The sequence below is a fragment of the Brevundimonas faecalis genome (assembly GCF_040549405.1).
Classification (GTDB): Bacteria; Pseudomonadota; Alphaproteobacteria; order Caulobacterales; family Caulobacteraceae; genus Brevundimonas; species Brevundimonas faecalis.
Window position 1 is genome coordinate 461,788 of the sequence record NZ_JBEPTF010000003.1, and the last position, 17,151, is coordinate 478,938.

At 66.6% G+C, this 17,151-nt stretch carries 17 protein-coding genes; 7 read left to right on the forward strand and 10 right to left on the reverse strand.

The annotated features are described in order from the left end of the window. Positions 1 to 2: 2 nt before the first annotated feature. The gene (locus ABIE19_RS13230) at positions 3 to 1,061 is read right to left on the reverse strand and encodes a GGDEF domain-containing protein (RefSeq protein WP_354089665.1); all 1,059 of its coding nucleotides are present in this window, start codon (positions 1,059 to 1,061) and stop codon (positions 3 to 5) included. A gap of 93 nt (positions 1,062 to 1,154) precedes the next feature. Next, positions 1,155 to 2,678, reverse strand: coding sequence for a DEAD/DEAH box helicase (locus tag ABIE19_RS13235; protein ID WP_354089666.1), 1,524 nt, complete (start codon positions 2,676 to 2,678; stop codon positions 1,155 to 1,157). 221 nt (positions 2,679 to 2,899) lie between these two features. Here ABIE19_RS13235 and ABIE19_RS13240 point away from each other — a divergent pair, with 221 nt between their 5' ends. After that, entirely contained in the window at positions 2,900 to 3,256 is a 357-nt protein-coding gene (locus tag ABIE19_RS13240; RefSeq protein ID WP_354089667.1) for a hypothetical protein, read from the forward strand. A 47-nt stretch (positions 3,257 to 3,303) separates the two neighbouring features. Here the strand turns inward: ABIE19_RS13240 and topA are convergent, their stop codons facing one another. Further along, positions 3,304 to 5,916 carry a type I DNA topoisomerase gene (gene topA / locus ABIE19_RS13245; RefSeq protein WP_354089668.1) on the reverse strand — a complete coding sequence of 871 codons (2,613 nt, stop codon included), beginning with the start codon at positions 5,914 to 5,916 and terminating at the stop codon, positions 3,304 to 3,306. A 167-nt stretch (positions 5,917 to 6,083) separates the two neighbouring features. Here topA and ABIE19_RS13250 point away from each other — a divergent pair, with 167 nt between their 5' ends. Continuing rightward, positions 6,084 to 6,269, forward strand: coding sequence for a hypothetical protein (locus tag ABIE19_RS13250; RefSeq protein ID WP_354089669.1), 186 nt, complete (start codon positions 6,084 to 6,086; stop codon positions 6,267 to 6,269). Here the strand turns inward: ABIE19_RS13250 and dprA are convergent. From dprA to ruvX, 5 genes are read right to left on the reverse strand one after another with little or no spacing between them, the layout of a single operon-like run. Then, complete coding sequence (gene dprA / locus ABIE19_RS13255) at positions 6,266 to 7,351, reverse strand: DNA-processing protein DprA (protein ID WP_354089670.1); 1,086 nt, start codon at positions 7,349 to 7,351, stop codon at positions 6,266 to 6,268. The genes ABIE19_RS13250 and dprA overlap by 4 nt on opposite strands. Beyond that, complete coding sequence (plsY, locus tag ABIE19_RS13260) at positions 7,348 to 7,983, reverse strand: glycerol-3-phosphate 1-O-acyltransferase PlsY (protein WP_354089671.1); 636 nt, start codon at positions 7,981 to 7,983, stop codon at positions 7,348 to 7,350. The genes dprA and plsY overlap by 4 nt, the downstream gene beginning before the upstream one ends. 13 nt (positions 7,984 to 7,996) lie before the next feature. After that, positions 7,997 to 9,295, reverse strand: coding sequence for a dihydroorotase (gene pyrC / locus ABIE19_RS13265; protein ID WP_354089672.1), 1,299 nt, complete (start codon positions 9,293 to 9,295; stop codon positions 7,997 to 7,999). After that, positions 9,292 to 10,275, reverse strand: coding sequence for an aspartate carbamoyltransferase catalytic subunit (locus tag ABIE19_RS13270; protein ID WP_354089673.1), 984 nt, complete (start codon positions 10,273 to 10,275; stop codon positions 9,292 to 9,294). The genes pyrC and ABIE19_RS13270 overlap by 4 nt, the downstream gene beginning before the upstream one ends. A gap of 40 nt (positions 10,276 to 10,315) precedes the next feature. Beyond that, positions 10,316 to 10,780 (reverse strand): Holliday junction resolvase RuvX, encoded by a 465-nt coding sequence (gene ruvX, locus ABIE19_RS13275; RefSeq protein ID WP_354089674.1) that lies wholly within the window; start codon positions 10,778 to 10,780, stop codon positions 10,316 to 10,318. Positions 10,781 to 10,899: 119 nt separating this feature from the next. On the opposite strand from ruvX, the gene gatC reads away from it, so the two are divergent. The 3 genes from gatC to gatB are packed head-to-tail and all read left to right on the forward strand — an operon-like array spanning position 10,900 to position 14,165. Next, positions 10,900 to 11,187, forward strand: coding sequence for an Asp-tRNA(Asn)/Glu-tRNA(Gln) amidotransferase subunit GatC (gene gatC, locus ABIE19_RS13280; RefSeq protein WP_300201928.1), 288 nt, complete (start codon positions 10,900 to 10,902; stop codon positions 11,185 to 11,187). A gap of 3 nt (positions 11,188 to 11,190) precedes the next feature. Then, positions 11,191 to 12,669, forward strand: a complete 1,479-nt coding sequence (gatA, locus tag ABIE19_RS13285; protein WP_354089675.1) for an Asp-tRNA(Asn)/Glu-tRNA(Gln) amidotransferase subunit GatA — start codon at positions 11,191 to 11,193, stop codon at positions 12,667 to 12,669. A 2-nt stretch (positions 12,670 to 12,671) separates the two neighbouring features. Beyond that, positions 12,672 to 14,165: an Asp-tRNA(Asn)/Glu-tRNA(Gln) amidotransferase subunit GatB gene (gatB, locus tag ABIE19_RS13290; RefSeq protein ID WP_354089676.1), complete on the forward strand. Its 1,494-nt coding sequence runs from the start codon at positions 12,672 to 12,674 to the stop codon at positions 14,163 to 14,165. Between the two features lie 79 nt (positions 14,166 to 14,244). On the opposite strand, the gene ABIE19_RS13295 is transcribed toward gatB, so the two are convergent. Both ABIE19_RS13295 and ABIE19_RS13300 read right to left on the reverse strand, forming a co-directional pair. Continuing rightward, on the reverse strand, positions 14,245 to 15,204 hold the full coding sequence (locus ABIE19_RS13295) for an RcnB family protein (RefSeq protein WP_354089677.1): 960 nt from the start codon (positions 15,202 to 15,204) through the stop codon (positions 14,245 to 14,247). Positions 15,205 to 15,370: 166 nt separating this feature from the next. After that, positions 15,371 to 15,931: an RcnB family protein gene (locus ABIE19_RS13300; RefSeq protein ID WP_354089678.1), complete on the reverse strand. Its 561-nt coding sequence runs from the start codon at positions 15,929 to 15,931 to the stop codon at positions 15,371 to 15,373. Positions 15,932 to 16,170: 239 nt separating this feature from the next. Between ABIE19_RS13300 and ABIE19_RS13305 the strand changes: the two genes are divergently transcribed. Then, positions 16,171 to 16,473 (forward strand): sel1 repeat family protein, encoded by a 303-nt coding sequence (locus ABIE19_RS13305; protein ID WP_354089680.1) that lies wholly within the window; start codon positions 16,171 to 16,173, stop codon positions 16,471 to 16,473. Between the two features lie 80 nt (positions 16,474 to 16,553). Continuing rightward, positions 16,554 to 16,859 (forward strand): ETC complex I subunit, encoded by a 306-nt coding sequence (locus tag ABIE19_RS13310; RefSeq protein ID WP_354089681.1) that lies wholly within the window; start codon positions 16,554 to 16,556, stop codon positions 16,857 to 16,859. Positions 16,860 to 17,151 lie beyond the last annotated feature (292 nt).

Sequence of the window (17,151 nt, forward strand, 5' to 3'; positions counted from 1 at the left end):
TATCAGGCGGCGGCCTGGGCCATGGATTCGGCGTCGGTCACACAGTTGCGGCCGCTGCGCTTGGAGACGTAGAGGGCGGCGTCGGCGCGTTCCAGGACGCTGAGCGCGGTTTCGCCCACGTGGCGTTCCGCGAAGCCGACGGAGATGGTCACGGCCCCCAGGTCGTCGTTGGTCGAACGGCGGCGCAACGAGCGGGACGCGATCTCTTCGCGAATCGCGTTCAGGGCGGCCTCGACCGTGCCGCGCGTCTCGCCGGGGAAGATGACGGCGAATTCCTCGCCGCCGTAGCGGGCGGCGACGCGAGGATCGCGGGCGATGCGGCCCAGAACGCTGGCGACATAGCGCAGGACCTGGTCGCCGGTCTGATGGCCCCAGGTGTCGTTGAAGCGCTTGAAGTGGTCGATGTCGACCAGGGCAAGGGTCAGGCCCTTGCCGTCGGTCTCGGCCTCCTCGCACAGGCGCGCCAGCTGTTCGTCGAAGGTCTTGCGATTGGCCAGATTGGTCAGGGCGTCCGTCATGGCGTCACGGCGCACCTGCTCCAGGTGTTCACGCAGACGCAGGACTTCGCGATTCGAGGACTCGAGCCGCTTTTCCAGGGTGCTGGTGTGGTGCTGCACACGCCGCGTGGCGGAAGACAGGGTGCTGACGATGGCCGATAGGTCCGTGGTGCCTTCGGCGCCCTGCATCTTCTCCGAAGCCGACGTCAGGGTTTCGCCATAGGCGGCCTGGGTCTGGCGGGCGTTGTCGATCGCCTCCGCCACGGCGGCCAGTTCGCGGTTCAGGACGGCGCCGACGTCGCGGATCTCTTCGGACAGGCGGCCGCGCGGCAGGAACTCGGCGGCCAGCATCTCGGCTGTCGCTTCGGTGAAGGGCGTATCGCCAGCCAGCAGGCGCTGCATTTCGCGGGACAGCGGGCTGTCCGGATCGCTGACGTAGTGCAGCCAGAGTTCATAGTTCAGCGGCGTCGGCCAGACCGACGCCTGCTGCATGGAATCAATGACGCGATGCGCCAGCGCATATGCCTCCGGTCCCCGAAGGGCGGTTTCGACCTGCGCCGTCATTCTGATTCTCGTCCCAGCCTTTAACTTGCCGCCATGCTACGGCGACGATCCGTAACGAGCGGTTAAATCGACTGGTTACGAAAACCGTTGGTCTTAGTCAGCGAAGACCACGGGGCGGCGCAGGAAGGCCGGAATGTCGTCGCCGAAGGCGCTGCGCGGGGCCTCGTTCGAGGATTCCGGCTTTTGCTCGGCCTTCTTGCCGCCGCGACCCCGGTCACGATCACGACGCGAAGGTTCGGCCTTGGCGATCGGGGCTTCGACAACCGTTTCCACGACTTCCGCGACTTCAGGCTTGGCCGAGCGGCGGCTGCGCGAACGACGCGGCGCTTCTTCCTGGGTTTCGTCGGCCTTGGGCGCGGCGTGGGCGATGGGCTCCATCGAGGCGACGTTGTCGCTCTTGGGGATCGGACGCGGGCGGTCGCTGCGGCCGCGGCCGCGTCCCTTGGCGTCGCCGGTGCGGGGGCGGTCCTTGATGGCCGAGAAGTCGATGTCGTCCAGCGACAGTTCCTCGGGCGCCTTCTTGATGAGCTTCAGCACCTTGTCCAACGACTTGTCGTCGGACGGGGTGACGATCATGAAGGCCTCGCCCTTGCGACCGGCGCGGCCGGTGCGCCCGATGCGGTGGACGTAGTCATCGGCGTGGTGCGAGACGTCATAGTTGAAGACGTGGCTGACGTCCGGAATGTCCAGGCCGCGCGCGGCCACGTCCGAGGCGACCAGGATCTTCAGGTCGCCGGCGCGGAAGTCGGCCAGCGTCTTCATGCGGTGCGACTGGTCCAGGTCGCCGTGGATGGCGGCGGCGTCGAAGCCGTGCTTCTGCAGCGACTTGGCGACGATATCGACTTCCGACTTGCGGTTGCAGAAGACGATGCCGTTCTTGACCTCCGACCGTTCGATCAGGGCGCGCAGGGCGGTGCGCTTGGCCTTGGGATCGCTGGTCGGGATGCGAACCAGATACTGGGTGATGGTGTCGGCGGTCTGGGCCGGACGCGAAACCTCGATCCGGGTGGGATCCTTGAGGAACTGCGTGGTCAGGCGCGTGATCTCCGGCGGCATGGTGGCCGAGAAGAACAGGGTCTGGCGACGCGGCGGCGTCAGTTTGAAGATGCGTTCGATGTCCGGAATGAAGCCCATGTCCAGCATGCGGTCGGCTTCGTCCACCACCATCAGCTCGACCCCGGTCAGCAGCATCTTGCCGCGATCGAACAGGTCCAGCAGGCGGCCCGGCGTGGCGATCAGGACGTCCACGCCCTTGTTCAGGGCGGCGACCTGATCGCCCATGGAGACGCCGCCGATCAGCAGAACCCAGTTCAGGCGGGTGCCCTTGGCGTATTTGGCGAAGTTCTCGGCCACCTGGTCCGCCAGTTCGCGGGTTGGGGCCAGGACGACAGCGCGCGGCATGCGCGCACGGGCCCGGCCCGAGGCCAGGCGGTCGATCATGGGCAGGGTGAAGGCGGCCGTCTTGCCCGTGCCGGTCTGGGCGATGCCCAGGACGTCGCGTCCCGCGAGGGCGACGGGGATGGCCTGTTCCTGGATCGGGGTGGCGGTCGTGTAGCCGGTATCGGCGACCGCTTGGAGGGTCGTGGGCGAAAGGCCCAGCTTGGAAAACTCAGTCATGTAGTCCTGAAGGGACGGAGGATAACGTTCGCAAACGTCTTCGGCTGACGGAACCGCCCCTCGTGGGCGAGCGGGCGGCGCGCATCGCCAGTCCTGTCCCGAGCCTGCGGCCGTATATGGAAACCCCTACGGTGCAGTCAAGTATTTCCGTTCGGAACCGCATGCTTGGCAAAATCATTTCGGGCTGTAATCTCCGCCGCGGGGAAGGGAAGGGTCGTTCCATGCGTCTGAAAACGCTCGCGTTCGCCATGATCGCCTGCTGTGCGATCGCCGAATCCGCCAGGGCGGACATGAATGCGGCTTTCAGCAACACCGTCGTTTCCCATTATCCCGACGGGGCCTGGGTCAAACACTGGTTCAACCGCGACGGCAGCTATCAGGCCCAGTTTTCCGACGGCCGCAGACTGACCGCTCGCTGGGCGCGGGAGGGCGAGCGCGTCTGCCTGAACGAGATTCGCCCCAGGATGATTCTGTCGCGGTTCTGCACGGCCATGGTCGAGGCGGCCGTTGGCGACAGCTGGTCGGCTCGCGACCCTCTGGGGCGCCGGGTGCGCAACGAAATGGTGGCGGGACGCTGAGGCTGCCTCCCGATCCGGCGAGCGGATCGGGAGATTGAGCCTGGGTCTTATTCGGCGGCGGCCGTCTTCTTTTTAGCCGGAGCCTTCTTGGCGGCGGGCTTCTTCGCCGTCGCAGCCTTCGCTGGGGCCTTCTTGGCTGCGGTCTTCTTCTTGGGCGAGGCTTCGGCCTTGGCGGCCAGCAGCGGCAGGGCGACTTCCAGAGTCAGATCTTCCGGCGTCACGCCCTTGGGCAGGGTGGCGTTGATCTTGCCCCATTTGACATAGGGGCCGAAGCGGCCGGCCATGACCTGGATCGGCGCGCCGTCCTCGGGGTGAGCGCCCAACTCCTTCAAGGCGGCGGCCGACGAACCGCGACCGGCGCGGCCCGCGCGTTTTTCAGCCAGCAGGGCGACGGCGCGGTTCACGCCGACGTCGAAGACTTCCTCGATGTCGGAGACATTGGCGTAGGTGCCGGCGTGCAGGACGAAGGGACCATAGCGGCCGAGACCCGCGGTGATCATCTTGCCGTCTTCCGGGTGGACGCCGACTTCGCGCGGGAGGGACAGCAGGCGCAGGGCCTGGTCCAGGGATACGCTTGTCGGGCTCCAGCCCTTGGGCAGGGAGGAACGTTTCGGCTTGTCTTCGCCCGGCGGCGCGGTTTCGACATAGGGACCGAAGCGGCCGATCTTCAACGAGACAGGCTGGCCGGTGACAGGATCCACGCCCAGGTCGCGGTCGCCGCTTTCCGCCGCGCCTTCTGCGCCGTCAGGGGCGGCGACCGGGCGGGTGTATTTGCAGTCCGGGTAGCGCGAGCAGCCGATGAAGGCGCCGAAGCGGCTGGTCTTCAGGCTGAGCTGCCCCTGATGGCACAGGGGGCATTCGCGCGGGTCCGACCCATCGCCCTTGTCCGGGAAGATGTGGGCGCCGAGCGCATCGTTCAGGTGATCGAGGATGGCCGTGGTGCGCAGTTCGCCGGCGGCTTGCGTCGCGGCGTGGAAATCGGTCCAGAAGCTGCGCAGCAGCGCCTTCCAGTCCAGATCGCCGGCCGACACCTCGTCCAGTTGGGTCTCCAGGGCGGCGGTGAAGTCGTATTCGACCCAACGACTGAAGAACTGTTCCAGGAAGGCCGTGACCAGCCGTCCCTTGTCCTCGGGATAGAAGCGGTTCTTGTCCATGCGGACGTATTCGCGGTCGCGAAGCGTCGTCAGGATGGAGGCGTAGGTCGAGGGACGGCCGATGCCGAGCTCTTCCAGCTTCTTGACCAGGGTGGCTTCCGAGAAGCGCGGCGGCGGCTCGGTGAAGTGCTGGTCGGTGCGGACGGCTTCGACCTTGGCCTTGGCGCCTTCCTTCAGCGCGGGCAGGCGGCCGCCTTCGTCGTCTTCGTCCTCCGCGCCCTTCTGCTTTTCGTCGCGGCCTTCTTCATAGGCGGCGATGAAGCCGTCGAAGACGACGACCTGGCCTGTGGCGCGCAGGCCGGTCTGGCCGTCGGGCGTCTCGATCTCGACCGTGGTGCGGTCCAGGCGCGCGCTTTCCATCTGAGACGCGACCATGCGCTTCCAGATCAGTTCATAGAGGCGCTGCAGATCGCTTTCGAGACGCAGGCTTTCCGGCGCGCGGGCGATGTTGGTCGGACGGATGGCTTCGTGCGCTTCCTGAGCGTTCTTGGCCTTGGTCTTGTAGTAGCGCGGCTCGGCCGGGACGTAGGCTGGACCGAAGCGGTCGCCGATGACCTCGCGCGCCTGGGCGATGCCCTCGGGCGTCACATAGAGGCCGTCGGTACGCATGTAGGTGATCAGGCCGCCGGTGTCGTCGACGCCTTCATACAGCTTCTGCGCCGCCTGCATGGTGCGCTGGGCGGTGAAGCCCAGCTTGCGCGCGGCTTCCTGCTGCAGGGTCGAGGTGGTGAAGGGCGGAGCGGGCGAGCGCTTGGCCGGCTTCTTCTCGACCGACTTGATGGTGAAGTCGCCGGCCTTGATGGCGTCGCGCGCGGCGAAGGCCATGTCCTGGGTCGGGATGTCCAGGCGCTGGATGCGCTTGCCGGCGTGCTTGACCAGGCGGGTGGTGAAGGGCGGGCTGTCGGCGACCAGGTCGGCTTCGACCGACCAGTATTCCTGGGCCTTGAACTTCTCGATCTCCATTTCGCGATCGACGACGATGCGCAGGGCGACCGACTGCACGCGGCCGGCCGAGCGAGCGCCCGGCAGCTTGCGCCACAGGACCGGCGAGAGGTTGAAGCCGACCAGATAGTCCAGGGCGCGACGGGCCAGATAGGCCTCAACCAGCTCCATATCCACCTGGCGCGGATTGGCCATGGCTTCGAGCACGGCGGCCTTGGTGATGGCGTTGAAGGTGACGCGCTGGACCTCGGTGTCCTTCAGCACCTTCTTCTTGTTCAGGACTTCCAGAACGTGCCAGCTGATCGCCTCTCCCTCACGGTCGGGGTCGGTGGCCAGGATGACGCGGTCGGCGCGCTTGGCGGCTTCGGCGATCTCGGACAGGCGCTTGCTTGCCTTGGCGTCGACTTCCCAGTGCATGGCGAAGTCGTCGTCGGGCAGGACCGAGCCGTCCTTCGAGGGCAGGTCGCGAATGTGACCGTAGGACGCCAGGACCTCATAGCCCGAGCCCAGGTACTTATTGATGGTCTTGGCCTTGGCGGGGCTCTCGACGATGACGAGATTCATGGCGCTCTAAAAATCGGAAATTCGGGGCGCGAACGTGGTTGGCGCCGAAGGGGAAGTCAATCGTGACGTTTCGCGGATTCGCCGCGAAGGTGTTTTGTCGGGTTGAAGCTCTACTAAAAGTTGTATCTATTTCGCTGTCTTATTTCCCGTCGACGGCGAAAACGATCATGACCTCCCAGCATGGAACGGAAGACGGCGACGCCGAGGATCTGAACCCGACCGACGTGCGCGAATATGTGGTGTCCATGGCGACAGAGCTGTCGCATCTGGCCCGGGCGATCGACGATGAACAACTGGCGGTCGCCCTGGAACAGGCGGCGGCAGTCGCGAGCCGCAAGCTACAGAACGCCTAGAGCGAGACCAGGCCGCCGGGCAGCAGGCTGGCGCGGCCCGACAGACTAAGCTCCAGCAAGGCCGCAGCCACCGCGCCAACCGGCAGTTGAAGCGCGCGCGCCAGTTCGTCGCGTGGCGTCGGCGTGGGGGAGAGCAAGGCGGCGACGCGTTCAAGCAGAGCCTCGTCGACCTGATCGGGAGCGCCGTCGAACGGCGATGATCCCCCAGGCTCCCGCAAGGTGCGCAGCATGGTGAAGGCGCGCTCCACGTCCTCCAGCCCTTCGCACAGGATCGCGCCCTGACGCAGAAGCTCGTTGGGTCCCTTGGACCGGGGATCGAGAGGAGAGCCAGGAACCGCGAAGACGTCGCGCCCCTGTTCGCCCGCCAGCCGCGCCGTGATCAGGGAGCCCGATCGCAACTCCGCCTCGACCACGATCACGCCGCGAGAGAGGCCGGAAATGATGCGGTTGCGACGAGGGAAGTCGCGGGCCTGGGCGCGAGCGCCGACCGGGCTTTCCGAGACGATGCAGCCCTGCTCGACGATCTGATCATAGAGGCCGGCGTTGTCGGGCGGATAGACGTCGTCCACTCCGCCGCCCAGGACGGCTATGGTGCCGGTCGGAAGCGCGCCCTGGTGAGCCGCCGTGTCGATGCCGCGCGCCAGGCCCGACACGACGACATGGCCGGCTTCGCCCAACTGCTGGGCCAGGCCGCGCGCGATGCGCTGACCGCCCGCCGAAGCGATGCGGGCGCCGACGACAGCGATGCAGGCGCGCGACAATAGGGTCGGATCGCCGCGCGTCCATAGAAGAGGCGGCGGCGGGTCGACAGCGGCCAGGAGCGACGGGTAGTCGGAATCGCCCAGCAGAATGAGCCGCGCGCCGAGCTTGGCGCCCGCTTCCAGCTCAGCCTCGACAGCGGCGGTCGGCGGCAGGACATAGTCCGCGCGACCGCTGCGACGGACGAGATCGGGCAGGGCGTCGATAGCCGATTCAGCCGAGCCGAACCGCTGCAACAGTTGGGAAAAGGTCACCGGACCGATGCGGTCGGTGCGGGCCAGCCGAAGCCGGGCGAAACGCTCGGCGTCGGACAGCGGGCTCAAGCCTTCTTGGCCCCGATCCTGGGCTCGGCGCCCTTCAGCAGCCGGGCGATGTTCTCATGGTGGCGGATATAGATCAGCACGGCGGTGAAGACCGCCAGGATCAGGATGGACGCCGATGCGGGCAGGCCGAGCGCGGGCAGAGGCAGGATGGCGTAGAGCGGCGTCAGCGCCGCCGCGACCAGGGCCGCCAGAGAGGAATAGCGAAGCGCGAAGGCGACGATCAGCCAGGTCGCGGCCGCCAGCAGCCCCAACGGCCAGCAGGCGGCCAGGATCAGACCGAAGAAGGTCGCGACCCCCTTTCCGCCCTTGAATCCCAACCAGACAGGAAAGAGGTGGCCCAGGAAGGCCGCGCCGCCGGCGACAGCGCCCGCCGTCTCTCCGAACAGGTATCGCGCGATCAACAGGGCCACCGCGCCCTTGCCGGCGTCCAGGATCAGGGTGGCCGCCGCCAGATCCTTGCGGCCGGTGCGCAGGACGTTGGTCGCACCGATATTGCCGGAACCGATGTTGCGCACATCGCCCGTTCCGGCCGCGCGGGTCAGCACGACGCCGAACGGAATGGAGCCGAGCAGGTATCCGCCGATAGCCACAAGCCCGAGCGTAAGGAGCGCCGGCCCCGCCAGATCCTGCAAGTGATTCGCTCCTTTAGCGTGCGTCGTGGACGATGCGTCCGCCGACGACCGTGAGCAAGACCTTCCCTTGCAGGCGTCGGCCGTCAAAGGGAGAATTCTTCGACTTGGAGCGCAAGGTCGCCGCGTCGATCACCACGGGGGCGCCGGCGTCGAACAGGACCAGATCGGCAGGCGCGCCTTCGGCCAGAACGCCGGCCTCGAGGCCCAGCAGCCCAGCCGGTCCCTGGGTCAGGGGGCGCAGGACGTCCAACAGGTCCAGGCCGTATTCGTGGTGCAGGGTGAGGGCGGCGGGCAGGAGGGTCTCCAGTCCCACGGCCCCGGGCGCAGCCTCGGCGAAGGGCCGGCGCTTGTTTTCAGCCGGTTCCGGCGCATGGGCGGAGGTGACGGCGTCGATCAGGCCTTCGCGCACCGCCTCGATCAGGGCCTGACGGTCGCTCTCGGACCGTAGCGGCGGGTCCAGCCGGTAGAAGGTCCGGTAGTCGCCGATGTCGATCTCGTTGAAGCAGAGGTGGTTGATCGACACCGAGGCAGCGACCTCCAGGCCGCGCGCACGGGCGCGGGCCAGTGTTTCCAGCGCGCCTTCGGTCGAAACCTGATCGACCAGGAAGCGGGCGCCCGTCTGTTCGACCAGGGCCAGGTCGCGTTCCAGCTGAATACGTTCGGCGATGGCCGGCGCGCCCGACAGACCCAGGCGCGTGGCCAGTTCGCCCGCGGTGGCGACGGCGCCTTCGGACAACCAGGGCTCGGCCGGGCGGCAGGCGATCAGGGCGTTGAAGGAAGCGGCGTAGCTCATCACCCGCTGTAGGGTGCGGCTGTTGACCACCACATTGTCGCCGTCGGTGAAATAGAGGGCGCCGGCTTCGTGCATCAGGCCGATTTCGGCCATGCGTTGGCCTTCCAGGCCCTGGGTCGCCGCGCCCGCCGCACGAATATTGACCAGGCCCAAGGCCGCGCCGCGCCGCTGAATGTGGTCGATCAGGGCGGGGTCGTCGATGACGGGGTGGGTGTCGGGCTGGACCACGATGGTGGTGACGCCGCCCGCCGCAGCGGACAGGCCCGCGGACTTGAGGGTCTCCTTGGGCTCGTTTCCGGGCTCGCCGGTCTTGACCCGAATGTCGATCAGGCCCGGCGCCAGGCAACGCCCCTGGGCGTCGATGACGGCGACACCGGCCGGATGCTGCGTCGCCTGGCCATGGACGACCTCCAGGATGCGGCCGTCCTGGATCAAGACCGCGCCGGGACCGTCATAGTCCGTGGCCGGGTCCAGCAGGCGGGCGTTGACGATGGCGAGCGTGTTGGAGGCGACGGTCATGCGGCGGCTCCCGCGCGGCGATGGGCGAGGGCGGCCAGGACAGCCATTCGGGCGGCGACCCCCATCTCCACCTGATCCTGGATCAGGGAGACGGACAGATCGTCGGCCACATCGGAATCGATCTCGACGCCGCGATTCATCGGGCCGGGGTGCATGACCTTGGCGTTCGGCGCGGCCCAGGCCAGCTTCTCGCGGTCCAGACCCCAGAAACGGAAGTATTCGCGCGTCGAAGGGATCAGGGCGCCCGCCATCCGCTCAAGCTGAAGGCGCAGCATCATCACGACCTCGCAGCCGGCCAGGCCTTCCTTCATGTCGTGGAAGACTTCGCAGCCCCAGCGGTCGGCGTCGCCGGGCACCAGGGTCGGCGGGCCGACCAGACGAACGCGCGCGCCCATCATCTGCAACAGGGCGACATTGGAGCGCGCCACGCGGCTGTGGGTGATGTCGCCGCAGATGGCGACGGTCAGACCGCCGACGTCTCCGAAGGCGCGACGCAGGGTCAGAAGATCCAGAAGAGCCTGGGTCGGGTGTTCATGACGCCCGTCGCCGGCGTTGACCACGGCGCAGCCGACCTTCTGCGACAGCAGGTCCACGGCGCCCGAGGACGAATGGCGGACCACCAGGATTTCAGGCTTCATCGCATTCAGCGTGACTGCGGTGTCGATCAGGGTCTCGCCCTTCTTCACCGAGGAGGCGGCGACAGGCATGGTCACGACGTCGGCGCCCAGCCGCTTGGCCGCGATCTCGAACGAGGAACTGGTGCGGGTCGAGTTCTCGAAGAAGAGGTTCACGACCGTCTGGCCGCGCATCAGGTCGACGCCCTTGGCCGACTGTCGATTGAAATCGACGAAGGCGTCGGCGAGATCCAGCAGGGCCAGGGCGGCGGGCGGGTTCAGATCGCCGGCGGCGAGGAAGTGATCGCGAGGGAAGGGCGACAGCCGTTCCTCGATGGTTTCGGTGACGGAAGCGGCATGGGTCATCGAGACGCCGCTATAAGCCCGACTCTCCGCGAGGGGAAGGTCAGGCGCGCAGACGGTCCAGCGCGCCCTGCAGAATCCAGGCGGCGGCGGTGCGATCCACCACGTCGGCGCGGCGCTTGCGCGTCAGGTCCAGTTCGTCGATCAGGAAGCGCTCGACCGCCGTGGTCGACAGGCGCTCGTCCTGGAAGGCGACGTTGACGGGACGCAGGCGCTCCAGATTGCGGGCGAAGGCGCGACAGGACTGGGCGCGCGGCCCCTCGGTGCCGTCCATGTTCAGCGGCAGGCCGATGATCAGGGCCGAGACGTTTCGGCCGTTCATCAGCTTGATCAGTTGCTCGGCGTCCTGAGTGAATTTCGTCTTGCGGATCAGCTGCAGCGGGCTGGCGATCATGCGGCTGGTGTCGGACACCGCCACGCCGATGGTGTTCTCGCCCAGATCCAGCCCTAGCCAGGCGGTGTCGGGCGGGCAGGCGGCGGGCAGGTCTGTGAGGTCGAATACGGGCACGCACGTCCTCTATTGCAATGCGGAACGCTTGTCGAAGCCGCATCGGGCGGTTAACCCACGACAGGAGTCGGTCTGGGCGACTCCCTTGCGCCCTGACTGGATGAATTTCGGAGATTTCCATGGCTATCGACGCCGCGACGGTGAGGCGTGTCGCCCACCTCGCCCGCATCAAGACACCCGAGGACCGCCTGGAGCCGCTGGCCCAGGAGCTGAACGGCATCCTGAACTGGATCGAGCAGTTGAACGAGGTCGACGTGCAGGGTGTCGAGCCCATGACCTCCAACGTCGCCCAGCCGCTGCGCCTGCGCGAAGACGTCGTGACTGACGGCGCCAAGGTGGATGCGGTCCTGTCGAACGCCCCGAAGTCGGCCGACGGCTTCTTCGTCGTGCCCAAGGTCGTGGAGTAAGTCATGACCGATCTGACCAAGCTTACGCTGAAAGACGCCCTTGACGGCCTGAAGGCCAAGACCTTCTCGTCCGAGGAACTGACCAAGTCCTTCCTGACGGGCATCGAGGCCTCGAATCCGACGCTGAACGCCTATGTCGAGGTGACGGCGGACAAGGCGCTGCAACAGGCCCGTGCGTCCGACGTCAAACTGGCCAAGGGCGAGGGCGGGGCGCTGGAAGGCGCGCCGCTGGGGATCAAGGACCTGTTCTGCACCGAGGGCGTGCAGACGACGGCCGGCTCCAACATGCTGCGCGGCTTCGTGCCGCCCTATGAATCCACCGTCACCGCCAATCTGTGGCGCGACGGCGCGGTCATGCTGGGCAAGCTGAACATGGACGAATTCGCCATGGGCTCGGCCAACGAGACCTCGGCCTTTGGTCCGGTGAAGAACCCGTGGAAGGCCAAGGGTTCGGACGCCGAGCTGACGCCGGGCGGTTCGTCGGGCGGTTCGGCCTCGGCCGTGGCCTCTGATCTGTGCCTGGCCGCGACGGCCTCGGACACCGGCGGCTCGATCCGCCAGCCCGCCGCCTTCACCGGCACGGTCGGCATCAAGCCCACCTACGGCCGCGCCAGCCGATTCGGCATGGTGGCCTTCGCCTCATCGCTGGATCAGGCCGGGCCGATCACCAAGACGGTGACGGACGCCGCCATCCTGCTGAAGTCCATGTGCTCGTTCGACGTCAAAGACTCGACCAGCCTGGACATTCCGACCCCCGACTGGACCCAGTCGGTCGGCCAGTCGGTCAAGGGCCTGCGCATCGGCGTTCCGGCGGAATACCTGATCGACGGCATGTCGGAAGAGATCAAGGCGCTGTGGCAACAGGGCGTCGAGTGGCTGAAGGCCGCCGGTTGCGAGATCGTCGAGATCAGCCTGCCGCACACCAAATACGCCCTACCGGCCTACTACATCGTAGCCCCGGCAGAGGCCTCGTCCAACCTGGCCCGCTATGACGGCATGCGCTTCGGCCATCGCGCCGAGGACTTCTCGTCGCTGGACGACCTCTACGCCGCCTCGCGCGCGGAGGGCTTCGGCAAGGAGGTTCAGCGCCGTCTGACCATCGGCGCCTATGTGCTGTCGGCGGGCTTCTATGACGCCTACTACGTCAAGGCCCTGAAGGTGCGTCGCCGCATCACCGAGGACTTCGACAACGTCTGGGGCAAGGTGGACGCCATCCTGACTCCGTCGACCCCGACGGCGGCGTTCAAGCTGGGCGACAAGCAGATCGACCCGCTGACCATGTACCTGAACGACGTCTTCACGGTGACGACCAACCTGGCCGGTCTGCCGGGCATCTCGGTGCCCGCCGGTCTGAGCAGCGACGGTCTGCCGCTGGGTCTTCAGGTCATCGGCAAGGCCCTTGATGAGGCGACGGTGTTCCAGGTCGCGGCTGCGCTGGAAGACTCCGCCGGTTTCGTCGCCAAACCGGCCAAGTGGTGGTGAGCATGTCTGAGAACTCGAAACTGATCAAAGGTCGCACCGGCGACTGGGAAATCGTCATGGGCCTGGAAATCCACGCCCAGGTGGCGTCGAAGGCCAAGCTGTTCTCGGGCGCGGCCGTCGGCTTCGGCGCCGGGCCGAACGAGCAGGTGTCCCTGGTCGACGCCGGCTTCCCCGGCATGCTGCCGACCCTGAACAAGCACTGCGTCGAGCAGGCGGTGAAGTCGGGTCTGGGCCTGAAGGCGCGGATCAATCTGAAAAGCCAGTTCGACCGCAAGAACTACTTCTATCCCGACCTGCCGACCGGCTATCAGATCAGCCAGCTGTATCACCCCATCGTGGGCGAGGGCGTGGTCGAGGTGGAGGCCGAAGACGGCAGTTTCTTCAACGTCGGCATCGAGCGTCTGCATCTGGAACAGGACGCGGGCAAGCTGATCCACGACCTGTCGCCGACCGAGTCCTACGTCGACCTGAATCGGGCCGGTACGGCGCTGATGGAGATCGTCTCGCGCCCCGACATCCGTTCGCCGGAAGAGGCGGTCGCCTACGTCAAGAAGATCCGCACCATCCTGATCTACCTCGGCACCTGCGACGGCGACATGGAGAAGGGCAACCTGCGCGCCGACGTCAACGTCTCGGTCTGCCGCGCCGGCAACTACGCCAAGTTCAAGGAAACCGGCGACTTCGGCTTCCTAGGAACGCGCTGCGAGATCAAGAACGTCAACAGCTTCCGCTTCATTTCTCAGGCGATCAATTACGAGGCGCGTCGCCAGATCGAGATCCTGGAAGACGGCGGTTCGGTCATTCAGGAAACCCGCCTGTATGATCCGACGGCGGGCGAGACGCGCTCGATGCGTTCCAAGGAAGAGGCGATGGACTATCGCTACTTCCCCGATCCCGACCTGTTGCCGCTGGAGATCGAGCAGGCCTGGATCGACGAGATCAAGGCTGACCTGCCGGAACTGCCGGACGAGAAGCGTCGTCGCCTGATGGCCGACTACGGCCTGTCGCAATACGACGCCGTGGTGCTGATCTCGGAACAGGCCAAGGCCGACTATTTCGAAGCCGCGGCCAAGGGACGGGACGCCAAGCTGGTGTCCAACTGGGTCACCAACGAGGTCTCGGCGCGTCTGGCCGCTGACGGCAAGGACTTCAGCGAGAACCCGCTGCCGGCCGCCCATGTGGCCCAGCTGGTCGAACTGATCGAGACCGACGTCATCTCGTCCAAGATCGCCAAGGAGGTCTTCGACCACGTCTGGAACGGCGAGGGCAGCCCCGCCGAGGTGGTCGAGAAACACGGCCTGAAACAGGTCACGGACACGGGCGCCATCGAGAAGGCGATCGACGAGATCATCGCCGCCAATCCGGACAAGGCCGCTGCGGTGGCCGAGAAGCCCCAGGCCCTCGGCTGGTTCGTCGGTCAGGTCATGAAGGCGACCGGCGGCAAGGCCAATCCGGCCGCCGTCAACGACATCCTGAAGGCCAAGCTGGGTCTGTAAGACCCTCTGATTAAAAGTCAGATGCTCTAAGAAAAGGCCCCGGAGATCGCTCTCCGGGGCCTCTTTCGTTTCAGGCCGACTACCAGCTCCAGGCGTCGCGGACGACCTCGATGATGTAGCCGTCATACTCGTCGATCAGGTAGATGGCGTTGTCGACATAGACCCAGCGCGTCCCTGGAGGCGGATAGCCGAGGCCGTAGGTCCGCCAGTCGTTGACCTGATAGCGCCAGAAAATGTCCGGCAGGTACTGGCCGACATAGTACTGACGGTTCCAGTAGGAACGCGGCACGCTGTAGTAGCCGTAGCCCGGCGCGAAATAGAAGCCGATGCGCACGCCGTTCCAGCCCCGGAAGCGGTTGTCGTGACGCCACCAGTCGCTGCGGTGGCGACGATCCCAGTCGCGCCGCCACTGGTCGCGGTTCCAGCGGTTGTGGAAATCGCGATAGTCGCGAGCCTGGTTCCAGTTCGGCCGGTCCGGTCGATTGGGGCGGTTCGGCTGGCCTGGGCGGTTGGGGCGATCCGGTCTGTTCCAGTCGGGGCGATCTGGCCGGTTGGGACGATCAGGACGTTGCGCGCCGGGACGGTCCGGGCGGTTCCAATCTGGTCTGTCCGGTCTGTCAGGCCTGTCTGGGCGGTTCGGCTGCTGAGGCCGATCCGGCCGATCCGGTCGGTTGGGCTGTTCCGGACGATTGGGGCGGTCCGGGCGCTGTCCCTCGGGCCGATCGGGGCGATTCCAATCGGGACGGTTCGGACGCTGTCCTTCCGGACGGTCGGGCCGGTTCCATTCAGGACGAGGTTGCTGATCCGGACGTTGCGGGCGCTCCGGACGCGCTTGTCCTTCGGGACGGTTCGGACGCTCGGCGCGCGGGAAGTCGCGACGCTGTTGAGGCGAGGCATCCATGTCGCGCGGCTGAGCGCGTTGCGGACGCTGACGTTCTCGCGGAGAGACTTGCTCATCCTGGGCCATGGTCGCGACGGGAGCGAGGGCCGGAAGGATGAAGCTGGCGATGGCTGTGAAAACCATCAAGGAGCGTTTCATGGTCTCATTTCCTCGCACGCCTGGGAGGGGCGGCTTGATCGCAAATCTGGCGTTTCCGCCATGAACCCCGGCTGAACAGCGATTGTTGGAAATATGCAGACTGCGGACAAGAAAAGGCCCCGCGACATGTGCGCCGCAGGGCCTTCCGGCATCGCTGGGATACGTCCTAGAAGACGTCGTGCAGCACGCTGGCGATCAGGCCGCTGGCGACCGCGATCAACAGGATGTCGTTGCCCGCATAGACGTAGCGATAGCCGCGCGGAGCCGGCCGCAGTCCATAGAAATAGGGATCATTGACGTAGTAACCACGGTAGGCCGAAGGCAGATAGCCGCCCTGACGCCAACGGTAGCCGTAGTAGCGAGGCTCGACCCGATAATAGCCATGGCCCGGCGCATACCAGTAGCCCTGACGGCCGCCGCGATAGTCGCGGAAGTCGGAACGGCCCCGCCACCAGTCGCGATTGTTGCGCTCCCAGCGATCGGCGCGGCGGTGATCATCTTGTCGCCAGTCGCGGCGGTCGTCATGACGGTCCTGACGCCACTCGCGACGATCCTGGCGGTGCTCCTGGCGGTCGTCCCGACGGTCCTGGCGCCATTCGCGACGGTCATCCCGACGATCCTGTCTCCATTCGCGGCGATCGTCGCGGTGTTGGGCCTGAGCCGCCAATGGCGCGACCGTGGTGGACAGCGCCAGGGCGACGACGGCGGCCTTGGTGAGGCGGTTCATCTGCATGTCTCCTTGCTCCGGGGCGCCGTGAAAGGGCAGGCAGGCGGCCCGTTTGAACATGGGCTGAAGGTCGGGGCGGGCGCATGAACTGCGGCTGAACGGTCGTGTCAGCTTTCATAGGGAGCCGACGAACCCCGGATTTCCTGGCTTTGCGGCGTTAACGCTAATTTCAAACCGGCGGTATTTGATCGCGGTTCGAAAGGCGGGGTCAGAAGGACCGAGGCCTGGAGGACAAGGCTATGAACGCGCAAGAAACAGCGCCTGAAGCTATCGAGACCGCGGCCCTGCCGCTGCCTACGCCGGATATGGACGGCGACGCCCTGTTCCGACTGGGCCTGGCCTATTCGACGGGATTGGACGGATGCCCGATCGACCGGGTGTCGGCTCACATGATCTTCAACCTGGCGGCCATGAAGGGCTCGATCGAGGCGCGGGACTATCGCCGCGAAATGAGCCAGGAAATGGATCACGACGAGTTGGCCGAAGCCCAGCGCGCCGCGCGCCGCTGGATCGATTCCGGATCGACGAGCATCGCCGCCTGACGGTCCGCTGATCGACGGCTGGACCCGGGACGGTCGGCGGGCTATTGAGCCGCCGAGACTGTTTCGAAGGATTCCTGTTCATGCTCGCTCGCATCTATCGCCCGGCCAAAACCGCGATGCAGTCGGGTAAGGCCAAGACCCATGACTGGCGTCTGGAATTCGAACCGGCGTCGGCCCGGACGCAGGACCCGCTGACCGGCTGGACCAGCACTACGGACATGAACGGCCAGGTTCGTCTCTCCTTTGAAACCAAGGAAGAGGCGGTCGAGTACGCCGAACGCCACGGTATCGCCTTCCGACTGCAAGAGCCGAACGAAGCGCCGGTCATCATCAAGGCCTACGCCGACAACTTCGCCACCAACCGCAAGCAGTCCTGGACGCACTGAGACCGCGTTCGCTTCTGGCGAGGAAAGCCGCCGCCCGGCGTCGTTCGGGCGGCTTTTTCATGCGCGGCGTGTCGATTATCATTCCTGAACAGGGGCGTGGGGGGGGGGGGGGGGGGGGGGGGGGGGGGGGGCCCGCCCCCCCCCCCCCCCGCCCCCCCCCCCCGCCCCCCCCCCCCCCCCCCCCCCCCCCCCCCCCCCCGACCCGCTCCATCATGGCCAGTTCCTTGACGCCCAGCCCTGCCCGGGCGGCGGGCGCCGTGGCCGCAGCCGGCGCCGGAGTTTGCGCCAGGGC